21 protein-coding genes are annotated in these 24,696 nt (G+C 62.2%); 15 read left to right on the top strand and 6 right to left on the bottom strand.

Annotated elements, in window-relative coordinates; all coding sequences use genetic code 11:
* Nucleotides 1-59 precede the first annotated feature (59 nt).
* Entirely contained in the window at nt 60-413 is a 354-nt protein-coding gene (locus FP2506_RS08190) for a cell division protein ZapA (RefSeq protein WP_007066973.1), read from the bottom strand.
* Nucleotides 414-462: 49 nt separating this feature from the next.
* Nucleotides 463-744 (bottom strand): DUF4164 family protein, encoded by a 282-nt coding sequence (locus tag FP2506_RS08195; RefSeq protein ID WP_007066974.1) that lies wholly within the window; start codon nt 742-744, stop codon nt 463-465.
* 208 nt (nt 745-952) lie between these two features.
* On the opposite strand from FP2506_RS08195, the gene tkt reads away from it, so the two are divergent.
* Nucleotides 953-2,971, top strand: a complete 2,019-nt coding sequence (gene tkt / locus FP2506_RS08200; protein WP_050765043.1) for a transketolase — start codon at nt 953-955, stop codon at nt 2,969-2,971.
* Between the two features lie 3 nt (nt 2,972-2,974).
* On the opposite strand, the gene FP2506_RS08205 is transcribed toward tkt, so the two are convergent.
* A complete protein-coding gene (locus tag FP2506_RS08205) occupies nt 2,975-3,835 on the bottom strand; it encodes a YihY/virulence factor BrkB family protein (protein WP_007066976.1) in 861 nt (286 codons plus the stop codon).
* A 266-nt stretch (nt 3,836-4,101) separates the two neighbouring features.
* On the opposite strand from FP2506_RS08205, the gene gap reads away from it, so the two are divergent.
* From gap to FP2506_RS08235, 6 genes are all read left to right on the top strand, one after another.
* Nucleotides 4,102-5,109, top strand: coding sequence for a type I glyceraldehyde-3-phosphate dehydrogenase (gene gap / locus FP2506_RS08210; RefSeq protein ID WP_007066977.1), 1,008 nt, complete (start codon nt 4,102-4,104; stop codon nt 5,107-5,109).
* A 208-nt stretch (nt 5,110-5,317) separates the two neighbouring features.
* Nucleotides 5,318-7,120 carry a potassium/proton antiporter gene (locus FP2506_RS08215; RefSeq protein ID WP_007066978.1) on the top strand — a complete coding sequence of 601 codons (1,803 nt, stop codon included), beginning with the start codon at nt 5,318-5,320 and terminating at the stop codon, nt 7,118-7,120.
* 159 nt (nt 7,121-7,279) lie between these two features.
* Nucleotides 7,280-8,476 (top strand): phosphoglycerate kinase, encoded by a 1,197-nt coding sequence (locus FP2506_RS08220; protein WP_007066979.1) that lies wholly within the window; start codon nt 7,280-7,282, stop codon nt 8,474-8,476.
* The gene (locus tag FP2506_RS08225) at nt 8,473-9,264 is read left to right on the top strand and encodes an SGNH/GDSL hydrolase family protein (RefSeq protein WP_007066980.1); all 792 of its coding nucleotides are present in this window, start codon (nt 8,473-8,475) and stop codon (nt 9,262-9,264) included. Before FP2506_RS08220 ends, FP2506_RS08225 begins: the two co-directional genes overlap by 4 nt.
* Nucleotides 9,265-9,552: 288 nt before the next feature.
* The gene (locus FP2506_RS08230) at nt 9,553-10,398 is read left to right on the top strand and encodes a DUF6030 family protein (RefSeq protein ID WP_148227513.1); all 846 of its coding nucleotides are present in this window, start codon (nt 9,553-9,555) and stop codon (nt 10,396-10,398) included.
* 230 nt (nt 10,399-10,628) lie between these two features.
* Nucleotides 10,629-10,895: a hypothetical protein gene (locus FP2506_RS08235; protein WP_007066982.1), complete on the top strand. Its 267-nt coding sequence runs from the start codon at nt 10,629-10,631 to the stop codon at nt 10,893-10,895.
* A gap of 27 nt (nt 10,896-10,922) precedes the next feature.
* Here FP2506_RS08235 and FP2506_RS08240 read toward each other — a convergent pair whose 3' ends face one another.
* The gene (locus FP2506_RS08240; RefSeq protein WP_007066983.1) at nt 10,923-11,933 is read right to left on the bottom strand and encodes a ligase-associated DNA damage response exonuclease; all 1,011 of its coding nucleotides are present in this window, start codon (nt 11,931-11,933) and stop codon (nt 10,923-10,925) included.
* A gap of 171 nt (nt 11,934-12,104) precedes the next feature.
* On the opposite strand from FP2506_RS08240, the gene FP2506_RS08245 reads away from it, so the two are divergent.
* A complete protein-coding gene (locus FP2506_RS08245; protein WP_040489586.1) occupies nt 12,105-12,752 on the top strand; it encodes a YitT family protein in 648 nt (215 codons plus the stop codon).
* Between the two features lie 85 nt (nt 12,753-12,837).
* Nucleotides 12,838-13,068: a hypothetical protein gene (locus FP2506_RS08250; protein ID WP_007066985.1), complete on the top strand. Its 231-nt coding sequence runs from the start codon at nt 12,838-12,840 to the stop codon at nt 13,066-13,068.
* 115 nt (nt 13,069-13,183) lie between these two features.
* Here the strand turns inward: FP2506_RS08250 and FP2506_RS08255 are convergent, their stop codons facing one another.
* Complete coding sequence (locus tag FP2506_RS08255) at nt 13,184-14,191, bottom strand: zinc-dependent alcohol dehydrogenase family protein (RefSeq protein WP_040489588.1); 1,008 nt, start codon at nt 14,189-14,191, stop codon at nt 13,184-13,186.
* Nucleotides 14,192-14,305: 114 nt separating this feature from the next.
* A complete protein-coding gene (locus FP2506_RS08260) occupies nt 14,306-16,198 on the bottom strand; it encodes a mechanosensitive ion channel family protein (protein WP_007066987.1) in 1,893 nt (630 codons plus the stop codon).
* Between the two features lie 11 nt (nt 16,199-16,209).
* On the opposite strand from FP2506_RS08260, the gene FP2506_RS08265 reads away from it, so the two are divergent.
* From FP2506_RS08265 to FP2506_RS08295, 6 genes are all read left to right on the top strand, one after another.
* On the top strand, nt 16,210-18,768 hold the full coding sequence (locus FP2506_RS08265) for a ligase-associated DNA damage response DEXH box helicase (RefSeq protein WP_007066988.1): 2,559 nt from the start codon (nt 16,210-16,212) through the stop codon (nt 18,766-18,768).
* Between the two features lie 70 nt (nt 18,769-18,838).
* Nucleotides 18,839-19,912, top strand: a complete 1,074-nt coding sequence (locus tag FP2506_RS18340) for a ParA family protein (protein ID WP_040489032.1) — start codon at nt 18,839-18,841, stop codon at nt 19,910-19,912.
* A 7-nt stretch (nt 19,913-19,919) separates the two neighbouring features.
* Nucleotides 19,920-20,525 carry a HEPN domain-containing protein gene (locus FP2506_RS18705; RefSeq protein WP_148227514.1) on the top strand — a complete coding sequence of 202 codons (606 nt, stop codon included), beginning with the start codon at nt 19,920-19,922 and terminating at the stop codon, nt 20,523-20,525.
* A 402-nt stretch (nt 20,526-20,927) separates the two neighbouring features.
* Nucleotides 20,928-22,307: an acetamidase/formamidase family protein gene (locus FP2506_RS08280; RefSeq protein WP_007066991.1), complete on the top strand. Its 1,380-nt coding sequence runs from the start codon at nt 20,928-20,930 to the stop codon at nt 22,305-22,307.
* A gap of 158 nt (nt 22,308-22,465) precedes the next feature.
* Nucleotides 22,466-22,753, top strand: a complete 288-nt coding sequence (locus tag FP2506_RS08285; RefSeq protein WP_007066992.1) for a GIY-YIG nuclease family protein — start codon at nt 22,466-22,468, stop codon at nt 22,751-22,753.
* Nucleotides 22,754-23,823: 1,070 nt separating this feature from the next.
* Nucleotides 23,824-24,687: a DUF1028 domain-containing protein gene (locus FP2506_RS08295; RefSeq protein ID WP_007066994.1), complete on the top strand. Its 864-nt coding sequence runs from the start codon at nt 23,824-23,826 to the stop codon at nt 24,685-24,687.
* The last annotated feature ends 9 nt before the right edge of the window (nt 24,688-24,696 follow it).

Below are 24,696 nucleotides of genomic sequence, written 5' to 3' on the forward strand. Positions count from 1 at the left end.
GTACCGCGCCGCACGTGTGCAACGAACACGGCCGGCCGTCGAGTTACGATGTCGCGTCTTCAGGAGATGCGGCTCGCCAGTTTTTCCAGCAGTTCGGAAGTCCGGTCCATGGCGCGGGCGCAGCGGCCGCGCAGGTCGGCGATCCGTTCGTTGAGAGCCGATACTTTGCTCTTCAGCGTCCGGTTCTCGTCCTCGAGCGTGTTGATACGGGTGTGAGCATCGGAAAGTTCGTCGGCTGTCATAATCGCCGCCATGATCGTCAGGCGCTGGTCTCCGATCTGGCCGACCCCGTCCTTCAGCCCTTGTATCTTCTCCTCGATCCCCGAGGCGAGATCCTGCAGATGCTCCTCCTCGCCCGGCCCACAGGCCATGCGGTAGGTCTTACCGTCGATTGTTACGACTACCTGCGGCATCCCCGTCCAACTCTTCCCTCTTCACGATCCCCCGATGCCGGCGCGGGTCTCACGATTCGCTCGGCGAGATCACGTCGCGCACCCGCTCCATGGCGTCGACGAGCCGGTGCGAGACCTCGCGGTTCACACGTTCCAGCCGTTCGGCCCTTGCGAGCGCATTATCGAGTTCGCGTGCAAGCCTTCCGCGATCGGCGGTCATACGCTGCATCACGGCCTCGGTGTCGACGAGCACCGACTCGCGGGCGACCCGTGTTTCGATCGCCGTCGAGAGGGCGTTTACGGCAGCCTGCAACCGTGCTTCGCTGCGCTCGAATTCGTCATCGGCCACCATGCCGCCCGGTCCGCTCCTTGCTTCGGATACCCGTCTGGTCTGCCTACCCTGCGAAACCAGAGAGAAAAAGGAAAGAGGCGCGCACGAACGGCGGTGAGTTTCTCACTGCATTGACAGCCTTCGCGCCCTGTGATGTCTCCGCGCGAACTTTGAAGTGACGACCCGAAGGGCCTCTTCCGCAGATTTCGCCAGCTGCTAGAGCACATCCATGACAACTCCTGAAACCGCGCGCGATATGGCGAATGCCATCCGCTTCCTCAGTGCCGACGCCGTCGAGAACGCCGGCTCCGGCCACCCAGGCCTGCCGCTGGGCGCTGCGGACATCGCGACCGTCCTCTTCACCCGATTCATGCGCTTCGACCCGACGATGCCGGAATGGCCGAACCGCGATAGGTTCGTCTTCTCCGCCGGCCATGGCTCGATGCTGCTCTACAGCTTGCTCCATCTGCTCGGCTACAAGGATATCGGCATCGAAGAGATCCGTAGCTTTCGGCAGCTCGGCTCGAAGGCTGCAGGCCATCCCGAATACGGCCACGCGGCCGGGATCGAGACGACGACGGGCCCTCTCGGTCAAGGGATCGCCAATGCCGTGGGCATGGCCATTGCAGAGCGCCACCTTGCCGCGCGTTTCGGCGACGAGCTCGTCGACCATCGCACCTATGTCTTCGTCGGCGACGGCTGCCTTATGGAGGGCATCTCGCAGGAGGCGATCTCGCTCGCCGGCCAGTTGAAGCTCTCCAAGCTCACGATGCTCTGGGACGATAACGGCATCACGATCGACGGCGCGGTCTCCCTCGCTGATGCAACGGATCAGCTCGCCCGGTTCCAGGCAAGCGGCTGGGACACCTTTTCCTGCGACGGTCACGACCAGGACGAGATCGCGGCGGCGCTGGAAGCCGCCAACGCCTCCGACAAGCCCAGCCTCGTCGACTGCCGCACGACGATCGGTTTCGGCGCGAGCGGCAAGGCCGGAACAGCGAAGGCCCACGGCTCGCCGCTCGGCGAGGACGAGATCAAGCAGATGCGCGAAACGCTCGACTGGCCGCACGAGCCGTTCGAAGTGCCCGCCAACATCACAGATCAGTGGCGCATAGCCGGCTTGAGATCAGCCGCGGCCCGCCGCAAGTGGGAGGAGCGGCACGCCGCTCTCGACGCCGAACAGCGCGGCGAGTTCGACCGGCTCCATCGCGGCGACCTCCCAAGCGGTCTCCAGCAGCGCATCGAGCGGGCCAAGCGAAACGCCAACGAGATGCGCCCCGCGGTCGCGACCCGCAAGGCTTCCGAAATGGCCTTGGAGGTCATCAACGAGATCGTACCCGAAACCCTCGGCGGCTCCGCGGATCTGACCGGTTCGAACAACACGCTCACCGAAGGCCTTGGGGTTCTCTCCGCCGAGAACCACGACGGTCGCTACATCCATTACGGCATTCGCGAACACGCCATGGCCGGAATCATGAACGGTCTCGCACTGCACGGAGGCGTCATACCCTATGGCGGCACCTTCCTCGCCTTCTCGGACTATGCCCGTGGCGCAATTCGTCTCTCAGCCCTGATGGGCCTGCGTGTCGTCTACGTGCTGACGCATGATTCGATCGGCCTCGGCGAGGACGGCCCGACCCACCAGCCAGTCGAACATCTCGCGGCCCTTCGCGCGATTCCCAACCTTGCCGTCATGCGGCCCGCCGACATCGTCGAGACCTTGGAATGCTGGCATCTGGCACTCGAATCCGAGGACCGGCCCACTGTACTTGCCCTGTCACGCCAGGCAGTTCCTGCGCTGAGGACCGACGAGCACGACGAGAACAAGTCTTCGCGGGGCGCCTACGAACTCGTGTCGGCCCATGGCGAGGCGAAGGTCACGCTCTTCGCCACCGGCACCGAGGTCGAGATCGCCGTCGCGGCCCAGAAATCGCTCGAACAGGACGGCTACCCGACGCGTGTCGTTTCCGTTCCCTGTTTCGAGCTTTTCGAGGCCCAAACTGAGACCTATCGCGCCGCCTTCCTCGACGATCCATCCCTGAAGGTTGCGATCGAGGCCGGCGTCCGGCAGGGCTGGGACGCGCTCATTGGCCGGCACGGCATCTTCGTCGGCATGAACGGTTTTGGGGCCAGCGGCAAAGCGGGGGAACTCTACACCCATTTCGGCATCACAGCCGACGAGGTGGTGCGGCAGGTCCGCGAGCGTATGGATCCCAACCCGAAGGACAGCGAGGAGACGGAGGAATAGCCTTCAAATACGCTGGAGCCGCTGTTCGCCCTCGGACGTTCCCCGCTCGACCGAATAAGCCCAGGTGAATTCGGCGCCAAACAGGAAGATCTGGCAGGTGTAGAAAATCCAGAGCAAGATCGTCACGAGCGAGGCCGCCGAACCATAGGTCGACGTGATGCCGCTCTGGCCGATGTAGAGGCCGATCGCGAACTTTCCGATCTCCAGGAGCGCGGCCGTCAGCGCCGCGCCGACGATCACCGTCAGCCATTCCAGCCGCTTGTCCGGCAGGAGCCTGAAGATCAGCGCGAAGAGTGTCGTCCCCGCAGCCCAGCTAAACAGGATGTTGAGCCCTAGGATAAGAACTGTGAGATCCTCGAACCGATCAAGAATATAGTTTGACAGCGCCGTTAAGCCGGCATCGATCACCAGCGATATCAAAAGGAGGAAGCCGAGTGTCAGCACCAGAGCGAGGCTGATGAGTCGGCCGCGCACGATCGTCCAGAAGTCCCCGTATTTCGGTTCAGACCGGAATATGATGTTGAGGTCGTCTTGAAGTTCGACGATCGCGCCGGTTGCCAGCACGAAGAACATCCCGATACCGAACAGCACCGAAAACCAACCTGTGCCGAATTGCGTTGCCGCGCTCAGCATGGAGTCGAGCGCGCCCGCCGCATCGGCCCCGATCAGCGCGCCCGCTTCGTCGACGACCGCAAGCCGGGTCGCGTCCTGCCCGAAGAAGAGCCCGGCGATCGTCACACTCGCCAGAAGCACCGGTCCCAGCGAGAACAGCGCATAAAAAGAGATCGCCGCACCAAGGCTCAAAGCCCGGTCGTTCCACCAGCCTAGAATTGCTGCCTTGAAGAGGCGGGCGATCTTGGGCATGCGGGATCCCTTGCTTCCTCTGCTATGCGTTCGTCCCTCTATGCCATGCATAGGGCATTCGCCTCGCCCGCCTCACCTACGCTGTCGGCACGCTTCGGTCGTAGACCCTGCTTCCTCGTCGATCAGCGCAATGCGTTCATACCATCACCAAAGCTCATGGTATTTGCGATTGATCGCGGGAAGGCTTGGCATTACGTGGATGGCCAACGCCCGGTCGCAAGTCCGGCAGTGTTCGAGACCCTTGAAGTTCCGGGAGACCCCTATCCATGGCAGTCCGCGTCGCAATCAACGGCTTCGGCCGCATCGGCCGTAACATCCTCCGATCGATCGTCGAGTCGGGCCGCACCGATATCGAGGTTGTCGGCATCAATGATCTCGGACCCGTCGAAACCAACGCGCACCTCATCCGCTTCGACTCGGTGCACGGCCGCTTCCCGGGTGAGGTGAAGGTCGACGGCGAGACCATCGATGTCGGTCGTGGTCCCATTCGCGTCACTGCCGAGCGCGATCCGAAGAACCTTCCCTGGGGCGATCTCGACGTCGACGTAGCGCTCGAATGCACCGGCCTCTTCACCGCTCGCGATAAGGCTGCCGCCCATCTCGACGCCGGCGCAAAGAAGGTGCTCATCTCGGCACCCGGAACCGATGCAGATCTCACCGTCGTCTACGGCGTCAACCACGACAAGCTGACGGCCGAACACAAGGTCGTCTCGAATGCATCCTGCACCACGAACTGCCTGTCGCCTGTCGCCAAGGTGCTTCACGAAGCCATCGGCATCGAGAAAGGCATGATGACGACGATCCATTCCTATACGGGCGACCAGCCGACGCTCGACACGATGCACAAGGATCTCTACCGGGGTCGCGCCGCCGCTCTCTCGATGATTCCGACCTCTACCGGCGCAGCCAAGGCCGTCGGCCTCGTCCTGCCGGAGCTCGACGGCAAGCTCGACGGCTTCGCCATGCGCGTACCGACACCGAACGTCTCGGTCGTCGACCTTAAATTCGTTGCCAAGCGCTCTACCAGCGTCGATGAGATCAAGAACGCCATCAAGGCGGCGGCAGACGGTCCGCTCAAAGGCATCCTCGCCTACACCAACGAGAAGAACGTCTCGATCGACTTCAATCACGACCCCCATTCCTCGATCTTCCATATGGACCAGACCAAGGTCATGGACGGCACGCTCGTCTCCGTCTTGTCTTGGTACGACAATGAATGGGGTTTCTCGAACCGCATGTCAGACATGGCGATTGCCCTGCACAACGCCGGCTGAAAACGCGGGAACAGCACAGGTTTCATCGGACGGGTCGCTGCATGCGGCCCGTTTTCGATTCTACCGTCGCTTCGGACGGGTAGCCGGGCGCGCCACGCGGCGCATATCCCCCTTTCGCACGCTTCTCCATCCAAGCGCATGGTTCGGACGGTCGCGCGGCCTTTTCTTGTGAAGGCCATCGACCAAAGGGCCGCCCGGCAGGATTCCGATGCTCGAAGACCTCTACCTCGTCATCCTCGTCGGCACCGTCCTCGTCCTTCTGGCGGCCTTCTCCAGCCTGCTCGCTTCCCGCTTCGGCACGCCGCTGCTGCTGCTCTTCCTCTCCGTCGGGCTGATTGCCGGCACGGACGGTCTTGGCCTTGAATTCGACAATGCCGGTCTCGCCTATTTTATCGGAACGCTGGCGCTCGCAGTCATCCTCTTCGACTCCGGTTTCCAGACCCCGATTTCGACGTTCCGCCAGGCGGCCGCGCCCGCGCTGACACTCGCCACCATTGGCGTCCTCGGCACTTCGATCCTGTTCGGCATCGCCGCTGACTGGCTGCTCGGCATTGGGCTTTTCGAGGGCATGCTGCTCGGCGCAATCGTCGGCTCGACGGACGCTGCCGCCGTCTTCTTCCTTTTGAAGACCAGCGGCATCGTCCTTCGCGATCGCATCCGCTCTCTGCTTGAGATCGAATCCGGCACCAACGATCCGATGGCAATCTTCCTCACCATCGCTCTCGTCGAACTGTTGAGCACTGGCGGTGGTTTCGAACAGCTTGGCCTCAGCGTCCTTCTCGGCTTCGTCCAGCAGATGGGGCTCGGCCTCGTCGCCGGCCTTCTCGGGGGACGGGGAATCGCCTTTTTCATCGCGAAGCTCTCCGTCGACCGCGGCCTCCTGCCGATCCTGATCCTCGCACTTTCGATCGCAGTCTTCGCACTGACGGGCGCCCTCGGCGGTTCGGGCTTTCTTGCCGTCTACGTTGCCGGTCTCTACGCGGGCAATGCGGGGCTGAAGCGAGCTCCATCGATCCGGCGATTTCAGGAAGGCATGACCTGGCTCGCTCAGATCATCATGTTCCTCATCCTCGGCCTCCTCGCGACGCCACGAAATTTCGACGCGATCCTGATTCCGGGCATCATACTAGCCCTCTTCCTTATCTTCATCGCACGCCCCGTCGCGGTCTCGATGTGCCTCTGGCCGTTCGGCTTCCGGCGAAGGGAGACCCTGTTCGTATCCTGGGTGGGCCTGCGCGGAGCGGTATCAATTCTCCTCGCCATTCTGCCGATCCTTGGCGAGATCGAAGGTTCCTACGCATTCTTCAACATCGCTTTCGTCATCGTCCTCACCTCTCTGCTTCTGCAGGGCTGGACGCTGGCGAGCGTCGCGCGCTGGTTGCGGCTTACCGTGCCCCCACGCATCGGCCCGGTCGAGAAATTCGAACTCGAACTTCCGGGCGCGGCCGATCATGAACTCCTGTCCTACCGCGTCGTCGAGGGAAGTCCGGTCGCCACAGGTTCACGCGTTCCGCGCTGGGCGAGGCCTTCGCTCGTCATCCGCAATGGCCGTTCGATGCGCTACCAGTATGCCGGACGCCTCCAGCCTGGCGACCACGTCTATCTCTTCATATCGCCGCGCTTTCCACCGCTCCTCGACCGGCTCTTCGCCAGCCGCACCCCCGTCGCGGAGGACGACGAGGAATTCTTCGGAGAATTCACCGTCAATCCGGACTCCCAGGCCTCTTCTCTGGCAGAGGCCTATGGCTTCGAACTCGACGATACGGAAAACGAGATGACTATCGCCGAGGTCATGTCGCGACGGCTCGGAGGCTACCCCTCCTATGGCGATCGCGCTCCGATCGGGCCGGTCGAACTCATCGTGCGCGAGACCGACGCCGACGGCGTGATCGTCAGCGCCGGCCTCTCGCTCTCGCCCCCGGACGACACCCTGCTCACCTTCCTCAGAACGACCGGAAGCGGCCGTTCGGCGCTTGGCCGGCTGTTCAAAGGCACGAGGTCGAAGGATTAGGCGAGCCGGACGAATGCTCGAACCTCGGCATTCGGCATGTCTCGAAGCAATTTCTTCGCTTGCCGCGAGCATGGCTGAAACCGTACAAAGACGCCGCATGCCGGAGCGGACCTTCTGGCGAAAGTCTGGGTAAACGAAAGAGTTGGACTCGATCTCAATATGACCTTCCAGTTCAGAACGATCGACGATGCGGACGTCACAGGAAAACGAGTCCTCGTTCGCGTCGATTTCAATCTGCCGATGAAAGACGGAAAGGTCACCGACGCCACACGCATCGATCGCGCGCTGCCGACCATCGCCGAACTCGCTGACAAAGGTGCCCGGGTCATCCTGCTCGCCCATTTCGGCCGCCCGAAAGGTAAGCCGAACCCGGAAATGTCACTGAAGCCCATCGCCCCTGTCCTGTCCGACCGTCTCGGCAAACCTGTCGGCTTCGCCGACGACTGCATAGGCCCGGTCGCCGCCGGCATCATTGAAATGCTGAAGGACGGCGACGTCGTTCTCCTCGAGAACACTCGCTTCCACGCCGGCGAGGAAGCGAACGAAGCGGAATTCGCCGAAAGTCTCGCTTCTCTCGGCGATATCTACGTCAACGATGCGTTCTCGGCGGCCCATCGCGCCCATGGCTCGACGGAAGGGATCGCGCACCATCTCCCCTCCTATGCCGGCCGGACCATGCAGGCCGAGATCGAGGCGCTGCAGGCCGGCCTCGAAGCCCCCGAGAAGCCCGTCGTTGCTATCGTCGGAGGCTCGAAGGTCTCGACCAAGATCGACGTTCTCACCAATCTCCTCGACCGGGTCGATTACCTCGTCATCGGCGGTGGCATGGCCAATACTTTCCTCGCCGCGAAGGGTGTCGACATCGGCAAATCGCTTTGTGAACACGACCTCGCTGACACGGCCCGCTCCGTCATGAGCCGCGCCGAGGAGAAAGGATGCGAGATCCTTCTGCCGACCGACGCCGTCGTCGCCCGCCATCTGCGTTCCGGCGCCCCGACCGAAACCGTCCCGGTCGAAGAGACACCCGAGGACATGATGATCCTCGACGCGGGCCCTCTCTCACTGAAGGCCGTCGTCGCCCGGCTCGACCTGGCGAAGACCCTTGTTTGGAATGGCCCGCTTGGCGCTTTCGAGGTCGAACCCTTCGACGAAGCGACCGTCGGCGCGGCGCGACATGCGGCGGAGTTGACCCGCGCCGGAAAGCTGGTTTCCATCGCGGGCGGCGGAGATACGGTCGCAGCTCTCAACCAGGCCGGGGTGAGCGACGATTTCAGCTACATATCGACGGCGGGCGGAGCCTTCCTCGAATGGATGGAAGGTAAGGCCTTGCCTGGAGTGGAGGTCCTGAAGGAATGAGCCAACTGAGCTTCGAGGAGGTCGTCCCTCCGTTCGACGGGTTCGCCGCAGGCGGCATCGCGGCCTCCGGCAAGACCGCGCTCATTTCCTGGCTGATGCTACCGGTCTATGTCTGGCAGGGGATACGGGCTCGCAGGCGCATTGTCCGGATGGGCCCACCGCTCGGCCAGCTTACCGGCTTCGTCGGCACCTCCTCGATCAAGGACGCCGCCGTTCGCCTTCTCGTGATCGGCGATTCCAGCGCGGCCGGCGTCGGCGTCGATCGCATCGAAGATTCCCTTGGGCCGAAGCTCGCCGAACGCATCTTCGCCATCACCGGCCGCTCCGTCTTCTGGCGCACGGCCGGGGCGAATTCCGCCGTCTCCACCGATGTCCGCGACCACGTGGTTCCCAATCTTGCCCGTGAGGCCTTCACCCACATCGTCCTGATGATCGGCACCAACGACGCCAAGAATTTTCATGGCGCGAAACGCTTCAAGAAAGGCTTCGGAACGCTTCTCTACGCATTGCGCGCGAAATGGCCCGAAGCACGGCTCGTCTGGTCGCCGCCGGTCGACATGAAGCGTGTTCCCGCCCTGCCCCGCGCGCTCGCGCACGTCCTCGAACTGAGAGCCCGGATCATCCGGCGCATGGGAACCGCGCTGTGCTTCGAGCGCGGCGCCGTCGTTGCGACCACCCTGCCGCGCGTCGAACCGCTGGGCTTCTCGCGCGACGGCTTCCACGCATCGGCCGATGGCTACGTCTACTACGCCAACCATCTTCTCGACTACGTGATCGAGCGCCGCTGAGCCTCGCCGGCTCGCTCGATCTTTAGCTCTGTCTCGCCCTGCCGAAACCGTTGTGAAACTTGCGTTCGCGCCGCTCCGCGATCCGCCGCCGCCAGTATCGCCCTCTTCTGAACGAATTCGTTGCGTAAGCATCACACGATGGGGGATGAATCAGCGCAAGCCGTCGTAAACGGTCGCGATGATTCCACTCTCCGCGTCATCGCTTCTCCAACCATGCGCAAGACCCGTCTTCGCGTAGCTCTCTAGGGGAAGCGGATTGCCGGATTGTTCGCACGGAGGATCTCGACCGTGATTCGATGGAATGGAGCCGAGCGCTTCCTCGCCTTCAAACGCCTTGTTGGCGAACATCAGACCCCCAGCGAAATCGCAGTTCGCTTTCTCGGCACCACGACTTTCCGCTTCATGCTTCTTGCGGTTGCCATATCCGGGGTCGCCTTCGCAGTGCGCAGCAGCGATGCGTTCCAGACCGTCCAGTTCGCCGCGATCAACGCCGAAACGAAACGCCAAGTCGCCGGTGCGGCGCAACTCGTCAATGCAGACCGCTCTGCCGCCACACAAATCGCCGCCGCCGAGCCGCGGCTCCTCAAGACCGTCGCCCTGGAACGGGTCGCCCCTGAACCCAAAGTAGCGGAACCGGTGAAGCCAGCCGAGCCGGAAAAGGTGGAAGAGACCGGCATCGTGTCCGCTTCACCTGATACCCTCTGCGAGACCCTTGGTAACGGTGCGGGCGGAGGCAAGGCCGCTGTCTGGGAAGAAAGCCCACTCTTTGCCGGCGAAAACGAATGCTATGCCAGCCAGAACGGCGAGGGCTTCTCGATCGCGCAGATCGCTCGCGGACCGGCAGGCGCTGCAGTCGACACCATTCGTATCAAGCTCGACCTCGAAGACGAGAAGGCCGCCGACGATGCGAGCGAGGTCCTGACAAAGGAACTTGACGAAGCGCTCTCGGTCGGCAAGGTCACCGCGCCCTCCGGTTTCGTTGAAAGCGTCGCAAGACTTGAGGACGCCAAGGCGACTGCAGGAGCGCTCGCTTTCAACTTCGAACGCGAAGTCGGCGCCGCGAACCGGTTCAATCTGGTCATCCAGAAGACGTCCGATGACAAGAACCGGCGTCTCGTCCAGCAGCGTCCTTGACGAAACGGCATCGGGTTCTCTCGGCGAATTTGATCACGATTCGAGAACCTTGTCGCTTTACCGCAGCGCGGTAAATGGCTTCAGACCTTGGATCTGTGGCGTTTTGCCTCCCCTGTAGAAGTCAAAATGGATTGATTTCGCTCTTGCGAAACAATGCTGCCATTCCCTCGTTGCGTTCTTCCAAGCGTGTCCATCGACGGACCGCTACTAATCTCGGAAAACATTAGGTAATGGTGAAAAAACTGAACGAAACCGACGCCAAGCAGGGCCGCACGGGTCGACCGATCCTCATCGTCCTCATCGCCGGCGTCGCCCTGATCGTCCTCGGATACATGATCGTCGGCAGCATTGGCGTTGCCACGTCGCCCGACGGTTCTCTCGAACAGACCGACACGATCGAAGCACCGGCATCCGATACGGGTGCCAGCGGCAGCGAGGTCGTAACGCCGGAAGAGTCCGATCCGCAGCAGAACGAAGGCGTTACCGTTCCTGAATAGGCAGAAGACCGCTCGAGGCGGAGAGGGTCACTCCGCCTCGTCCTCGTAGCCGACCAGATGAAGCGGGCGCGCCGCAACGCCCTGGAGTTCGCACCAGCGCACCAGGGCTTCTTCTCGCCCGTGCGTGACCCACACTTCTTCCGCCTCCACATCTTTGATTGTCTGTGTCAGCTCGTCCCAGTCGGAATGATCCGACAGGATGAGCGGCAGTTCGACGCCGCGCTGTCGCGCCCGCTGACGCACCCGCATCCAGCCTGAGGCGAAGCTTGCCACCGGATCTGGAAACCGCCGGGCCCATTTGTCGGCGAAGGCCGAGGGCGTGCCAACGATCAACGCGCCGGCGAAATCGCCCTTCTTGCCGGTCTCGATCGTCGCCGGGCGCAACTCGCCGAGTTCGATACCCTCATGCTGGTAGAAGTCGCAGAGCTTCTTCAGCGCCCCGTGAATGTAGATCGGCTTGTCGTAGCCCGCTTCTCGCACATGCCGGATCACCCGCTGGGCCTTGCCGAGCGCATACGCCCCGACGATATGTGCCCGTTCCGGAAACCGTCGCATTGAGACGAGCAGCTTCTCCACCTCCGCCGCCGTATCAGGATGTCGAAATACCGGAAGCGCGAACGTCGCCTCGGTAATGAAGACATCGCACTTGACCGGCTCGAAGGCTGCGCAGGTCGGATCGCGCCGCCGTTTGTAGTCGCCGGATGCGACGATCCGCATTCCCTTCCATTCCACCGCGATTTGCGCCGAGCCGTACACATGGCCGGCCGGGTGGAAGCTCACCGTCACATCGCCGATCGTCGTCGTCTTGCCAAGTTCTGCGACCTGCCGCGTCTCGCAGAAATCCTCGCCGTAGCGGATCGCCATGATGTCAAGCGTCTCCCGCGTCGCCATCACGGCGCGGTTGCCGGGCCGCGCGTGGTCGGCATGGCCGTGGGTCACAAGAGCGCGGTCCACCTTGCCCACGGGATCGATGTAGAAATCGCCCGGCGGGCAGTATAGTCCTTTGCGCGTCGGGTGGAGGAGATCGTCGGCTTTCATTCGTTCAAAGATAGGCGCGATCGCCGCCCACGATAGAGGTGCTTCGCCGCTGGCAATCCGTTTCCGCCGCACTTAGTCTCGCTTATCGCAGTGCAGCACGAGTCCGCCTTGATGACCGACGAAAACGGCTCCCGGACGCCCCACCATCCCGATCCGAAGACGGCCGAGGGAATGTCCGAAGCGCTCCATCCCATCCGCTGGCGGTTCGGCGACTGGCACGCGACGCCGACACATCACACACCGCTGGAGGACGCACAGGCGATCGTCACCGGCGTCGTCCTCGCAACTCTTGGCATCGCGATCCTCGCCCATCTCGGCCTGTTGACGAGCGGTGTCGCAGGCCTTGCCCTTATTGCCTCCTATGCGACCGGCCTCAATGTCGGTCTCGCCTTCTTCCTCATCAATCTGCCGTTCTACGTCCTCGCCGCCATGCGTATGGGCAAAGCCTTCACGATCAAGACCTTCACCGCCATCGCGCTCCTCTCTGCCGCAACGGCCATCCAGCCTGATTATTTCACCTTCGGCGAGGTCCACCGGGCCGTCGGCGCTGTCACCGCCGGCCTTCTCATCGGCTTCGCGTTGCTCGCCCTCTTCCGCCATCGCGCAAGTCTTGGCGGTGCAGGCATCCTTGCGATTTATCTTCAGGACAAGCTCGGCTGGCGCGCCGGCCTCACCCAGCTTGCCATCGACCTCGTCATCCTCGGCCTCGCCTTCGCGGTCGTCGACTGGGTCTCTGTCCTCTACTCCATCCTTGGCGCCGTCTGCCTCAACGGCTTCCTTGCCATCAATCACCGGACTGACAGGTACCTCGCGAAGTGAGGCGCCCTGTCGCAGGACGCTTGCCTGGACGGCACGAAATCGCTGCTCCCGTGTTGGCCGAAGGACCACCATCAAGGAGACGAGCATGGCAAACGAGAATGCGGTGATGGCGCGCCAGCGCGAGATAGCGAGCGAGCATATCCTCTTCAAACTTATCGAGTACGTGGAGAATCAACATCCGGGCCTTCTGTCCTTCATCGAGGACAGCCTCGACTATCTCGGCGATCCCGCCAATGACGATACCAAGGACGACGAGGCTGTCCGCCATATCGCCCGCAAGATGATCGCAGGCGCACGTCGGGAAGGTATGAACTGAGAACCGCCTGCAAAGCCGAACGAGAAACGCCGCCCGGTCGGGCGGCGTTCTTTAAGAGTTGCCTGGCATGGCCGCGGCGCTCTTAACCGAAGATCTAGCAGACCTGGCTGCATGCTCAGATCGACAGACAAATCTTGCCGAAATGCTTGCCCGCTTCCTCGTGCCGGAAGGCATCCGCGATCTGATCCAGCGGAAACGTGGTGTCGATGACCGGGCGGATCCCTGTCACCTCCAGCGCACGCACCATGTCGCGCTGGTGCTGACGGCTTCCCACGATGAGGCCCTTGAGGACCTGCTGGCGAGCCATCATTGCCGCCGTTGGAATTTCACCGGCCCGGCCGGTCAGGACGCCGATCAATGCCATGTGACCGCCGATACGGCAGGCCTTGATCGACTGCGGCAGGGTGGCAGGTCCACCAACCTCGACCACATGATCGACGCCCCGCCCGTTGGTCATTTCCGCGACCGTCGAGCCCCAGTCGGGGTTGGACTCGTAGTTGATGGTTTCGGACGCGCCCATCTCCTTCAGCCGCTTCAGTTTTTCGTCTGACGACGACGTTGCGATGACGCTCGCCCCGAACGCCTTGGCCATCTGGAGAGCGAAGATCGAGACCCCGCCCGTTCCAAGGATGAGTACCGTATCGCCAGCCTTGATCCCGCCGTCGACGACGAGTGCCCGCCAGGCGGTCAAACCGGCGGTCGTCAAAGTTGCGGCCTCTTCGTGGCTGTAGCCGTGCGGCGCCTTGGTGAAGGCACGCGCTGGATAGGTCACGCGTTCGCGAGCATAGCCGTCGATCCCGTCACCGGGCGTGGTTGAGAAATCGGCAATCCGTGGCGGACCCTCTTCCCATAATGGAAAGAAGCATGAGACCACGTGATCGCCGACTGCGAAATCCGTCACGTCGGATCCGACTTCCTCCACGACGCCCGCACCATCCGACATCGGGATACGCCCGTCTTCGGTCGGCGACTTGCCTGAAACGATGCCGTAGTCATGAAAATTCAAAGAGGATGCGTGGATGCGCACCGTGATCTCGTCTGGCCACGGTGTCCTCGGATCGTCGATCTCCGCGACCTGCAACCGGTCGAGCCCGCCGGGCTTCTCGAGTTTGATACATTTCACCATGTCTTCCGCTCCCTTGTTTTTCCCGTCCATCCAACGGCCGGCGGGAAGACGCGTTTCGGGCGCATGGGTGAACGGTCAGTTCCGGACCGCCCGCCGCGTCGACATCCTCGATCAGACATTCTCCCGATCCACCTGATCGAATTCCCCGACTAGAACCTCCCGTTCTCGCGGGAAGTACGCCGCCTGGCCAGCCGGCTCCTTGCCGACCTTGTCTTCCAGGCCCGCGGCCTCTCGAAGCAGACGTTCGCGCATCCGGCACTGCATGTTCCAGCCCCTCGCGGGATCGGGCGCTGGAGCGAGGAAGCGTACGAGCATACCGGTATGGTCGTGACCGACCACCTGAACCTTCGCTTCCGACTTCTCGAGGATGTCCTCCTCGCCTTCGACGAAGTCCGAGAACACCCGGCGCAGTTCATCCACGTCCGCGCGGTGATCGAGCCGCAGTTCCACCAGCTTTACGATCTTCGGGTCCTGCTTCGACCAGTTCTCGAACGTGTTCGACACCAGCTCCGACACGGGAATGATCAGTCGACGATGGTCCCAGGAGCGCACCTGGACATGGGTGAACTTGATCTTTTCCACGTAACACCAGTTGTCCTGCCAGTAGATCGCATCGCCGATGCGAGCGGTCTTGGCGATCGCGATCTGCAGGCTGGCCATGATGTCCGACAACATCGTCCGGGCCGCGAAGGCGAGGATCAGTCCGATCGCGCCGGCCGAGGCCAGCAGGGAAAAGCCGAGTGTATCCGACGCGTTGGTCTCGATCAGGATGATCGCTGCTCCCACGAGGATCGCCACCACCACCGCGACCCGGCGCACCGCCGAGATGTTGGTGTAGAGATCACGCGTATCGGCGTCTTGGTTTGCGGTGATGTCGTCCATATTGTCGGTGACGAGACGCTCCAGCACCGCATCGACGATCCGGACCGCGATCAGCGCAAGCGCAATCACGAAGAGCAGCGATTGAAGCGGTCCGACGAAACGGCTCACCGGCCCTGAAAACGTGAACAGGAACTCTTTCACCAGAGCGAAGATGCCGACGAAGGCGAACAGGGCCACCGGTATCTGCACCGACTCCAGGATCTCTCGCACCATTGGCCGGGGCTTGCGCCGACGCGCACGACCGATTGCACGGTACGCCCAAGCAGCGACGAGAATACCGACGAGACAGACGAGCGGCAGCGCCACCACTTCCCACCATTTCAGCGTCCAGAACGCGTTCTGGCGTAACATCGCCGGCATTGCCAGCTCCAGCTCAGAGGGTCCGTAGACCTCGTAGAGCTGATTGATGTTGACCACCGTCTCGTCGGAAAACACCCAGACCGGATCGCCGTCCGGCGTCTTCACGCGCTCGATGCGGATCGAGGCCGGTCGGTCCGGCAGGTCCAGCGTCGTAATGCGGATCGAGCGGCGCGGCTCGCCGGCCATCGGGTTCTCGGTCGTGGTGTTCGCGTTCAGCGCGTCCGGTCGGTCCGAGAACGTGTTCCAGTCGAGCACGTAGCCGCGCTGCAGGATGTCGAACAGCCGCTCGGCGAGCATTGGCGCGACGTCGGCGCGGATCTCCTGCGCGACTTCGTTGAGGTTGAGCGTGTGCATCGCCCGATCCCAGTCCTCGGCCTCGCCGGCGAACCAGAACGTCTCCATCATGCCCCGCGGCGTGTCCCGGTCGACGAAGGCGGGCATCTCCGGCAGTCCCGCGTTCAGGCTGTCCACCGTGAACCACCTCGTTGCCGGGCCCGACGAACCCGAGGGGTCCGAAGACCCGAAGCCCGAGCTTGAACCCGACGATTGAGCGTAGGCGCCGAGCGTCGCGAAGACGAGGCAAAGGCACGCAGTGAGAACGGTGATCGGCCGCATTATCTCTCCCGGATGATCGGCGAAGACTGCCGTCGCTGCGCCCCGCGCGGCTGACAACCGCTGGCGTGACGCGAAAAATCCCTTCGCCGACACAGATTGTCCCTTGGGCAGTGCTGTCCACATCCGTTCGCCGACGAAGGAAAGCATCGAGCCGAGCCTTGAACGACCACCCTGCCCCGATCCTCGACACAGGAACCACCTCCCCGGCGACCCTTCCCGAGCCGTTTCTGAAGTGGTTCGCTACGAATGGCTGGGCGCCGCGGCCCCACCAGCTCGATCTCTTGTCGCGCGCGCAAGCTGGCCGCTCCGTCCTTCTCATCGCGCCCACCGGGGCCGGGAAGACGCTCGCCGGCTTCCTGCCCTCCCTCACCGATCTCGCCGACCGCCCCCGTCCGAAGCCCGGCACGCGCCCGCGCGGCATCCACACGCTCTACATCTCGCCGCTGAAGGCGCTCGCCACCGATATCCGCCGCAATCTGGAGCGCCCCGTCGCCGAGATGGGCCTTCCCGTCACGCTCGAGACCCGCACCGGCGACACCTCACAGGTCAAGCGCCAGCGCCAGAAGCTGAAGCCGCCCGACATCATGCTGACGACGCCCGAGCAGCTCTCGCTTCTCATCGCCCAGAAGGGCGCGCGCGACTTCTTCGCCGACCTCCAATACGTGATCTTCGACGAGCTCCACGCCCTCGTCACCTCCAAGCGCGGCCATCTCCTCGCCCTCGGTCTCTCGCGCCTCAGAACCCTTGCGCCGAACCTCAAGACCGTCGGCCTCTCCGCCACCGTCTCCGAGCCGGAAGAGCTCTGCCGCTGGCTCGTCCCCCAGTCCCCCGACGCCGACAACAGGGCCGACCTCATTCAAGTCACCGGCGGTGCGAAGCCCGAGATCACCATCCTCAAATCCGTCGAGCGCGTGCCCTGGCAGGGCCACACCTGCCTTTATGCCATGGGCGAGATCTACGAGACGATCAAAGCCCACCGCACCACGCTCCTCTTCGTCAACACGCGCTTCCAGGCCGAGCTTCTCTTTTCCGAGCTCTGGAAGATCAACGACGAGACCCTCCCCATCGCGCTCCATCACGGCTCGCTGGACGTTCAGCAGCGCCGGCGCGTCGAGGCCGCCATGAGCCGCAACGAGCTCAGAGCCGTCGTCGCCACCTCCACCCTCGATCTCGGCATCGACTGGGGCGATGTCGATCTCGTCGTCCATGTGGGCGCACCGAAGGGGGCCTCGCGGCTCGCCCAGCGCATCGGCCGCTCCAACCACCGCATGGACGAGCCCTCGCGCGCCATCCTCGTCCCCTCCAACCGGTTCGAGGTGATGGAGTGCCAGGCCGCCCTCAACGCCAACTATCTCGGAGACCAGGACACCCCGCCCCTCCGCGACGGCGCGCTCGACGTGCTCGCCCAGCACGTCCTCGGCATGGCCGTCGCCGAGCCCTTCCACGCCGATGCCCTTTACGACGAGATCACCAGCGCCGCCCCCTATGCCGCCCTCACCTGGGAGACGTACGAGCAAATAATCGATTTCGTCGCGACCGGCGGCTACGCGCTCCGCGTCTACGAGCGCTACGCCAAGATCCGCCGCACGGAGGATGGCACCTGGCGCATCACCCACCCGTCGATCGCGCAAGCCTACCGCATGAACGCCGGCACCATCATCGAGGCGCAGACGCTGGATGTCCGCGTCGTCCGCAAGAAGACGAAGACCTCCGTCCAGCGCGGCGGCTTCATCCTCGGCAAGATCGAGGAGGCCTTCCTCGAAACCCTCGAACAGGGCGACACCTTCCTCTTCGGCGGCGAGGTCCTGCGCTTCGAGGGCATCTTCGAGACCTCCTGCCTCGTCACCCGCGCGCCCGGTGCCGAGCCGAAAGTGCCCTATTGGGGCGGGTCGAAGTTTCCTCTCACCACCTATCTCGCGGCCGAGGTCCGCGCCATGCTCGCCGACCCCGCACGCTGGTCGGAGCTGCCCGATCAGGTCGGCGACTGGCTCGGCCTCCAGGCGGAAAAGTCGCTCATCCCCGGCCCGGACGATCTCCTGGTCGAGACCTTTCCGCGCGGCAACCGCTTCTACCTCGTCCTCTATCCCTTCGAGGGCCGCCTCGCCCACCAGACCCTCGGCATGCTTCTCACCCGACGGCTGGAGCGCGCTCGCGCCAAGCCGCTGGGCTTCGTCGCCACCGACTACGCCATCTCCGTCTGGTGCCGGGCAGATCTCACCGCCATGATCGCGGACGGCCGCCTCTCCCTCGACGATCTCTTCGACGAGGACATGCTCGGTGACGATCTGGAAGCCTGGATGGGCGATTCATGGCTGTTGAAGCGCACCTTCCGCCAGTGCGCCGTCATCTCCCAGCTCGTCCAGCGCAACCAGCCGGGCACGGAAAAGACCGGCCGTCAGGTCACGGTGTCGACCGATCTCGTCTACGATGTGCTCCGCGCGCACGAGCCGGACCATATCCTCCTCAAGGCCACCTGGGCCGACGCCGCCACCGGCCTCCTCGACGTCGCCCGCGTCTCCCAGCTTCTCGCCCGCATCAAGCGCCACATCGTTCACAAGCCGCTGGACCGGATTTCACCGCTCGCCGTCCCGGTGATGCTGGAGATCGGCCGCGAGCGCGTCGAGGGCGAAGCGCAAGACGAGGTGTTCGAGGCCGCGATGATTGCGGAGGCGTTGGGAGGGAGAGTGATCGATAAAGTAGACGTATCAGAAAATTAGTTTTGCAACCACTGCGATAAATTGGTAGTGCAGCGATGCAGTTCAAAACCGAGGCTATCAGGGTTAGAAAGTGACAAACAAGGCGCCTATCCAAATTGCATTTTTTAACCATAAAGGTGGTGTCGCGAAAACAACGTCGGCGTTCCACATCGGTTGGAAATTAGCGGAACTCGGCAAAAAAGTCTTGATGGTTGATTGCGACCCTCAATGCAATTTGACCGGCCTCGTGCTCACATATTCCGGACAAGACGAATATCGATACGCTTCAGAGGATGGATCACCAAGAAATATACTTGAAGGTTTGACACCTGTTTTTGACGGTCGCCCCGTCAAAATGAGCGCAGTACGCGCTGAACCTGTACCCGATCGAGAAAACTTATACATCCTACCAGGCCACGTAGGTTTCGCCGAACTCGAAAGCCAGTTGGCCATATCACATGAGTTATCGAGCTCACTGTCGATTATGCGAAATCTGCCAGGTTCTATAAGTTGGCTTTTTTCACTATCCGCCAGAGAAATCGATGCGGATTATATAATTGTGGACATGAGTCCAAGTCTTGGTGCAATAAACCAAAATTTACTTATGACAAGCGACGCTTTTATTATCCCCGTCGCGCCTGATTTTTTTTCTGCAATGGCGCTACGCTCACTTTCACGAGTACTGCCTCGGTGGACCGCATGGTCTAAACAAGCAAGCACAATGCCGGTACTTTCGGAAGCATCGTACCCATGGCCGAGTAAAACTCCACGTTATTTAGGGGCGATAGTGCAGAACTACCGAGTTCGCTCGCGTGAGGGAAAGCCGGCGGCCCCGACGAGAGCGTACGACAAATGGTTCGACGAATTGAAACAGACAAAGGCAGAAACCCTGCTGCCAAAGCTATCAGAAATTGGGCTTCTACTTGGCGAAGATGACTACATAAGTTCGGGAGCATCAACAAGTCAATTCTTACTGGAAGTACCGGACTTCAATAGCTTGATCGCAACGGCACAGGATCATTCAAAACCAGTTTTTACTTTGTCAAAAGGAGAGCTTGAGAGCTCGGGCGTCGTTTTAGAAACGCAGATGAAGAACGTAAAGAAATTCAATAAAACATATCAGTTGGGCGCTGAAAAAATTTCTAAGCTCTGCGGAATGCTCTAAACTCCTCATGACCGACCATGTAGAAATTAGCTTCAAAAAATTTGATGACTGCTCAACCCGTGCGAAGTCGCTTTGCGGTCTCCACCAATATCTGAACTCTAGCCATCAAACAAAACTCATTGATTACGATGATTTACTGCGATCTTCAATAATATTGGTTGTGAGTGCATTTGATTATTTAGTTCATGAAATTTTCCATCGTGAGTGCTTGCACCGCATAGAAGGCGGGAAAATTGAACCCTCCTTCCATGTTCCCCTAAGCCTCGGCCCTGATCTCCTGAATAGAAAAAAAGAGCTTTCTAACTTTATTGTCGCAACTAACAGCTACAAATCTTTTGTCGCACCCGACAAGTTTGCTGCCATCGTCCGTGTATTGGTGGATAAGCCTTGGGAAAAGATGGCCACGGAACTGAAGGTATCGGAACAGGAAGCAAAATCCAGGCTTCGAGACATAGTAGACTGGCGAAATAGACTAGCACATCAAGCAGATATAAACCCCAACTACGGTGGGTCCGAGTTATATCCGATTTGTCGATTGGATACGGAAGAAGCAATCTCTGACATGATTGAATACGGTAAAGCGCTTTGCACGGTAATTCGTACGTCACGTTAACAAGGTTATATTACTTCGATAATAGAATTCAATTCAACCTACGCTCACATGAGCCCTATGACGGCTGTCCCGCATCTGTAAGTGACTTATTCCGTTGAGGACATACTGACGCCGTAAGATTTGCTTGTGCCTCAATGCAGAGAGGCAACGCTTGGGATGCCTTGATAAGGCGATCCTTTCAAAGATGATTAGCTCCTTTCCGCGTCATTCCGGATCAAGTCCGGGATGACGAAGCTTATTGCGACGTCGAGGCTCTCGGGTCTTGGGAAGCTCAATGGATACGCGCCGCCCACGAAGACTGCTAAATATTGTTGGCAGCGCGAAGCCCACCGTCCGAACCCACCACCCGCATGGCACATCCCTTGCTCCGTCCTGTTCGACCTGAAACCGAAAGGACCGCGCATGACCCGCATCACCTTTATTCTCTCAGCTCTCGCCGCCGGAACGGCACTGACCATCTGTGCGGCAGCCGCGCAGAATGCCCAATCGGACGCCATGTCCGAGGCGACCACCGAGCGCCCGCCGGTCGCCGAGCCCATCCGCGTCGACAGCTTCGAGGGACAGAACGCCGCAGTCCAGCCGCTCGATGCCGCAACCGGCCCGGCGCCGGCCGAGGCCGGCCTTCCGGGCGAATACTACGTCCCGTCGACGACGGAGAACGTCACCTGGGGCCGGCTGCCGAACCGCGCCTCCCAGCCGATCCTCACCGTGCCCTCCGGCGCGACCGTCACCGTCGACACCATTTCCCACGAGGGCATTCTCGAAGATCAGGGCCGCGACCCGGTCGCCTGGTTCGGCCAGTTCGGCGTGTCGGAGGATCAGGTCATCACCGATGCGGTGGCGCTGACCGCCTCCGAGTTGGAGCATGATTTCGCGGGCGACGGCCCGCATGTCGTCACCGGCCCGATCGCCATCGAGGGCGCGGAAGCCGGCGACATCCTGATGATCGAGACGCTCACCATCGAGCCGCGCGTGCCCTATGGCGTCATCTCCAACCGCCACGGCAAGGGCGCGCTGCCGGGCGAATATCCGCTGGGCCCGAAGCCGGAGGAGAACGCCTCGGCCGAGAACCCCGAAGCCTACAACAATGTCTCGATCTTCACGCCGATCCGCCAGTTCCGCGGCGAAATCTACGGCGTCCTCAACGGCGGCGACCGCGGCGAGATCAGCTTCCGCGCGATTCCCTTCATGGGGCTGATGGGCGTTGCCACCGATACCGAGGAGGCGCTCAACTCCGTGCCGCCGGGCGAATGGGGCGGCAATATCGATATCAACGAGATCGGCGCCGGCTCGACGCTCTATCTGCCGATCGAGGTGGATGGCGGGCTTTTCTATACGGGCGATCCCCATGCCAGCCAGGGCGACGGCGAGGTGGCGCTGACGGCGCTCGAACTCTCCGCCCGCACCACCTTCCGCCTCACGGTGCTGAAGGAGGGCGACGAGCGTCTGCCCGTGCCGGGCCTCGACCGGCCCTTCGCCGAAACGCCGGACTACTGGATCCCGATCGGTCTCAACGAGGATCTCGACGAGGCGATGAAGGAAGCGGTGCGCTCGTCGATCGGCTTTCTCACCGACCGCCTCGGCATCGACCCCCAGACCGCCCTCGCCTATCTGAGCGCCGCGACGGACTACGAAGTGAGCCAGGTCGTCGACAAGACCAAGGGCGTCCACGCGCTGATCGCAAAGAGCGATTTTGCCGGCTTCACGACGACGGCCCTACCCGAAACCGCCTCAGCCGAAGAAGCGTCGTCCGCGCAGGGTGAGGCTTCGTCGGCGCAGTAAGGGCGTCCGGCGTACATCGTGTAGAGGGGCGAACACCCTCTCCTCCTCGTCATCCCGGATTAAATCCGGGATGACGAAGCTCTCGAACATCGAAAAGAATACGCCTCGAACACCAAACTCCAATTGCTGCCAGTGCGCGCATCGCGCAATCTCTAGCCATGACCGGATTCGTCTACATCATGGCCAGCAGAAGGGGCGGCACGCTCTACACTGGCGTGACGTCGGATCTCTCGCACCGTGTATTCGAGCACAAGAACGCCCTGACACCCGGCTTCACCAGCCGTTACGGCTGCAAGCGTCTTGTCTGGTACGAAGAACATTTCGACGTCCGTGACGCGATCGCGCGCGAAAAGACGATCAAGCGCTGGCCTCGCCAATGGAAGATCGACCTCATCGAGGCGACCAATCCGGACTGGACGGAGCTTTATCGAGGGGTAGGCTGGTAGGACGTCGAGGTTCAAAACAGCCAACCAGCGTTCAATTCGGTGCCCGACAATACGCACCTCCCCCTCCTCTTCGTCATCCCGGCCCCCGAGCCGGGATCCATTCCTGAGGCCCGTCCTTCCTGACGAAGATAGCGACGTCGAACCTCCTCCGTCCTCCTTGATGTGGGTCGCGACGAAACCCCCATTCTCTCCTCGTCATCCCGGGCTTGACCCGGGATCCATTCCTGAGACCTCTCATCCTCGACGAAAATAGCGACGTCGCACCTCCTCCCGCCTCCTCGTCATCCCGGGCTTGATCCGGGATCCATACCTGAGGCCCATCCTCCCTGACGCAGGTGGCGATGGCACCACCGAATATGTCGAAATCGAAGAGGAATGGATCCCGGATCAAGTCCGGGATGACGAAGCTCTCTAAGTCCCGTTGGGATGACGAAGCTCTTTCAAATCGCGACATCCGCAAAAAACCTTATCCCCACCCCAAACGGCACCCCCATAATCCGCCTTGCCACGCATCTGGAGGGCACGGGTGATCGCCGGGATCGCTTCGGGATGCATGGCTTGCGGGTCTGCGGCGCGGCTTCTTCCGGAGGGGTCACGTCCCGGACGCCTCGCGGCTCCGTTGGTCCCTCGCGTACTATGGCGCGGGTGCGGATCGGTCCGCTTGAACGGGAGGCCGACAAGGCATTCCGTGAAGCACCAACAGCCGCCGATGGTTTGGGCCGAGCCCAATGCCAAGCCTCATGCGCGGCATCCCCGCCTCTTCCAAACGAGGCCGGCGTGCCGGCGGGGCGGGGCATCGGGCAAGGCGGGAACCGTCGGCGAAGCGAGTGCGAAAATCCCGCGCGGAGCGCCGGAGGTGAGCCGCATACAAACTGAGTTCGGAGGGCTCGCCTCCGGCGCTTCGCCGCCCTCGTCACGCGGCGCGACGACGAAAGCTTCTCTGAAAACCCCGGCCGCGGATCGCGGCGCGGGAACGCATTCGCATGTTCGGAACAGGCTCCGACGCTGGCCACCGCCCGCCCCCGCGCCAGATGCCCCCGGCAGCAAGGCGACGGCGGACGAGAGGGCCCATGACCTATTCCATCATCGGACATGATCCCGAGACCGAGGCCATCGGCGGGGCCGTGCAATCGAAGTTCCCCGGCGTCGCCTCGATCGTTCTCCACGGCGATGCGACCGCCGGCATGATCCACACCCAGGCCTTCTCCAACCCCGATCACGGCCGCGACGGCCTCGACCTCCTCCGCCTCGGCGCGACACCCAAGGACGTGATTTCGATCCTGACCCGCGGCGATCGATCGGAGGGCCAGCGCCAGATCGCGGTGATGGACCTCGCCGGGACGAGCGCCCACCACACCGGCGCGGAGATCGGCACATGGCAGGGCGAAAGCGGCGGGCTTCAGGGCGCGCATTCGATCGCGATCGGCAATTCTCTGTCGAACGACGGCGTGCTCGCCGCGATGGTCGAAACCTTCGAGCGGGCGACCGGCGACCTCGCGACCCGGCTGATCGCAGCGCTGGCCGCTGGCCGCGATGCGGGCGGGGAATTCCGGGGCGTTCAGGCGGCGGGCGTCCTCGTCGTAAAGGCCGGCGGCGGCTATGGCGGTCGCTCGGGCCGGATGGTCGACATCCAGGTCTACGACCACGAAAGCCCCATCGAGGAACTGGTGCGCTGCTACCAGCTGCATCGCCTCAGCTATTTCCCCTCGAACGATGCCGACCTCGTGCCCATCGACGCCGAGACCGCCGGCTATCTGCGTGAGCTGCTCACCCGCCTCGACCTCTTGCGCACGCCCTCGGACGACCTCTGGGGCGAGGCCGAGATCGCCGCCATGGCCCGCTTCATGGGTCAGGAGAACTACGACAACCGCATCCGCGACGACGCCCTGATCGACACGGAAGTTTTGAAAGACATCCGCGCCAGGCACGGATGAGATAAACTC

This window comes from Fulvimarina pelagi HTCC2506 (assembly GCF_000153705.1).
In the GTDB taxonomy this organism is placed as follows: Bacteria; Pseudomonadota; Alphaproteobacteria; order Rhizobiales; family Rhizobiaceae; genus Fulvimarina; species Fulvimarina pelagi.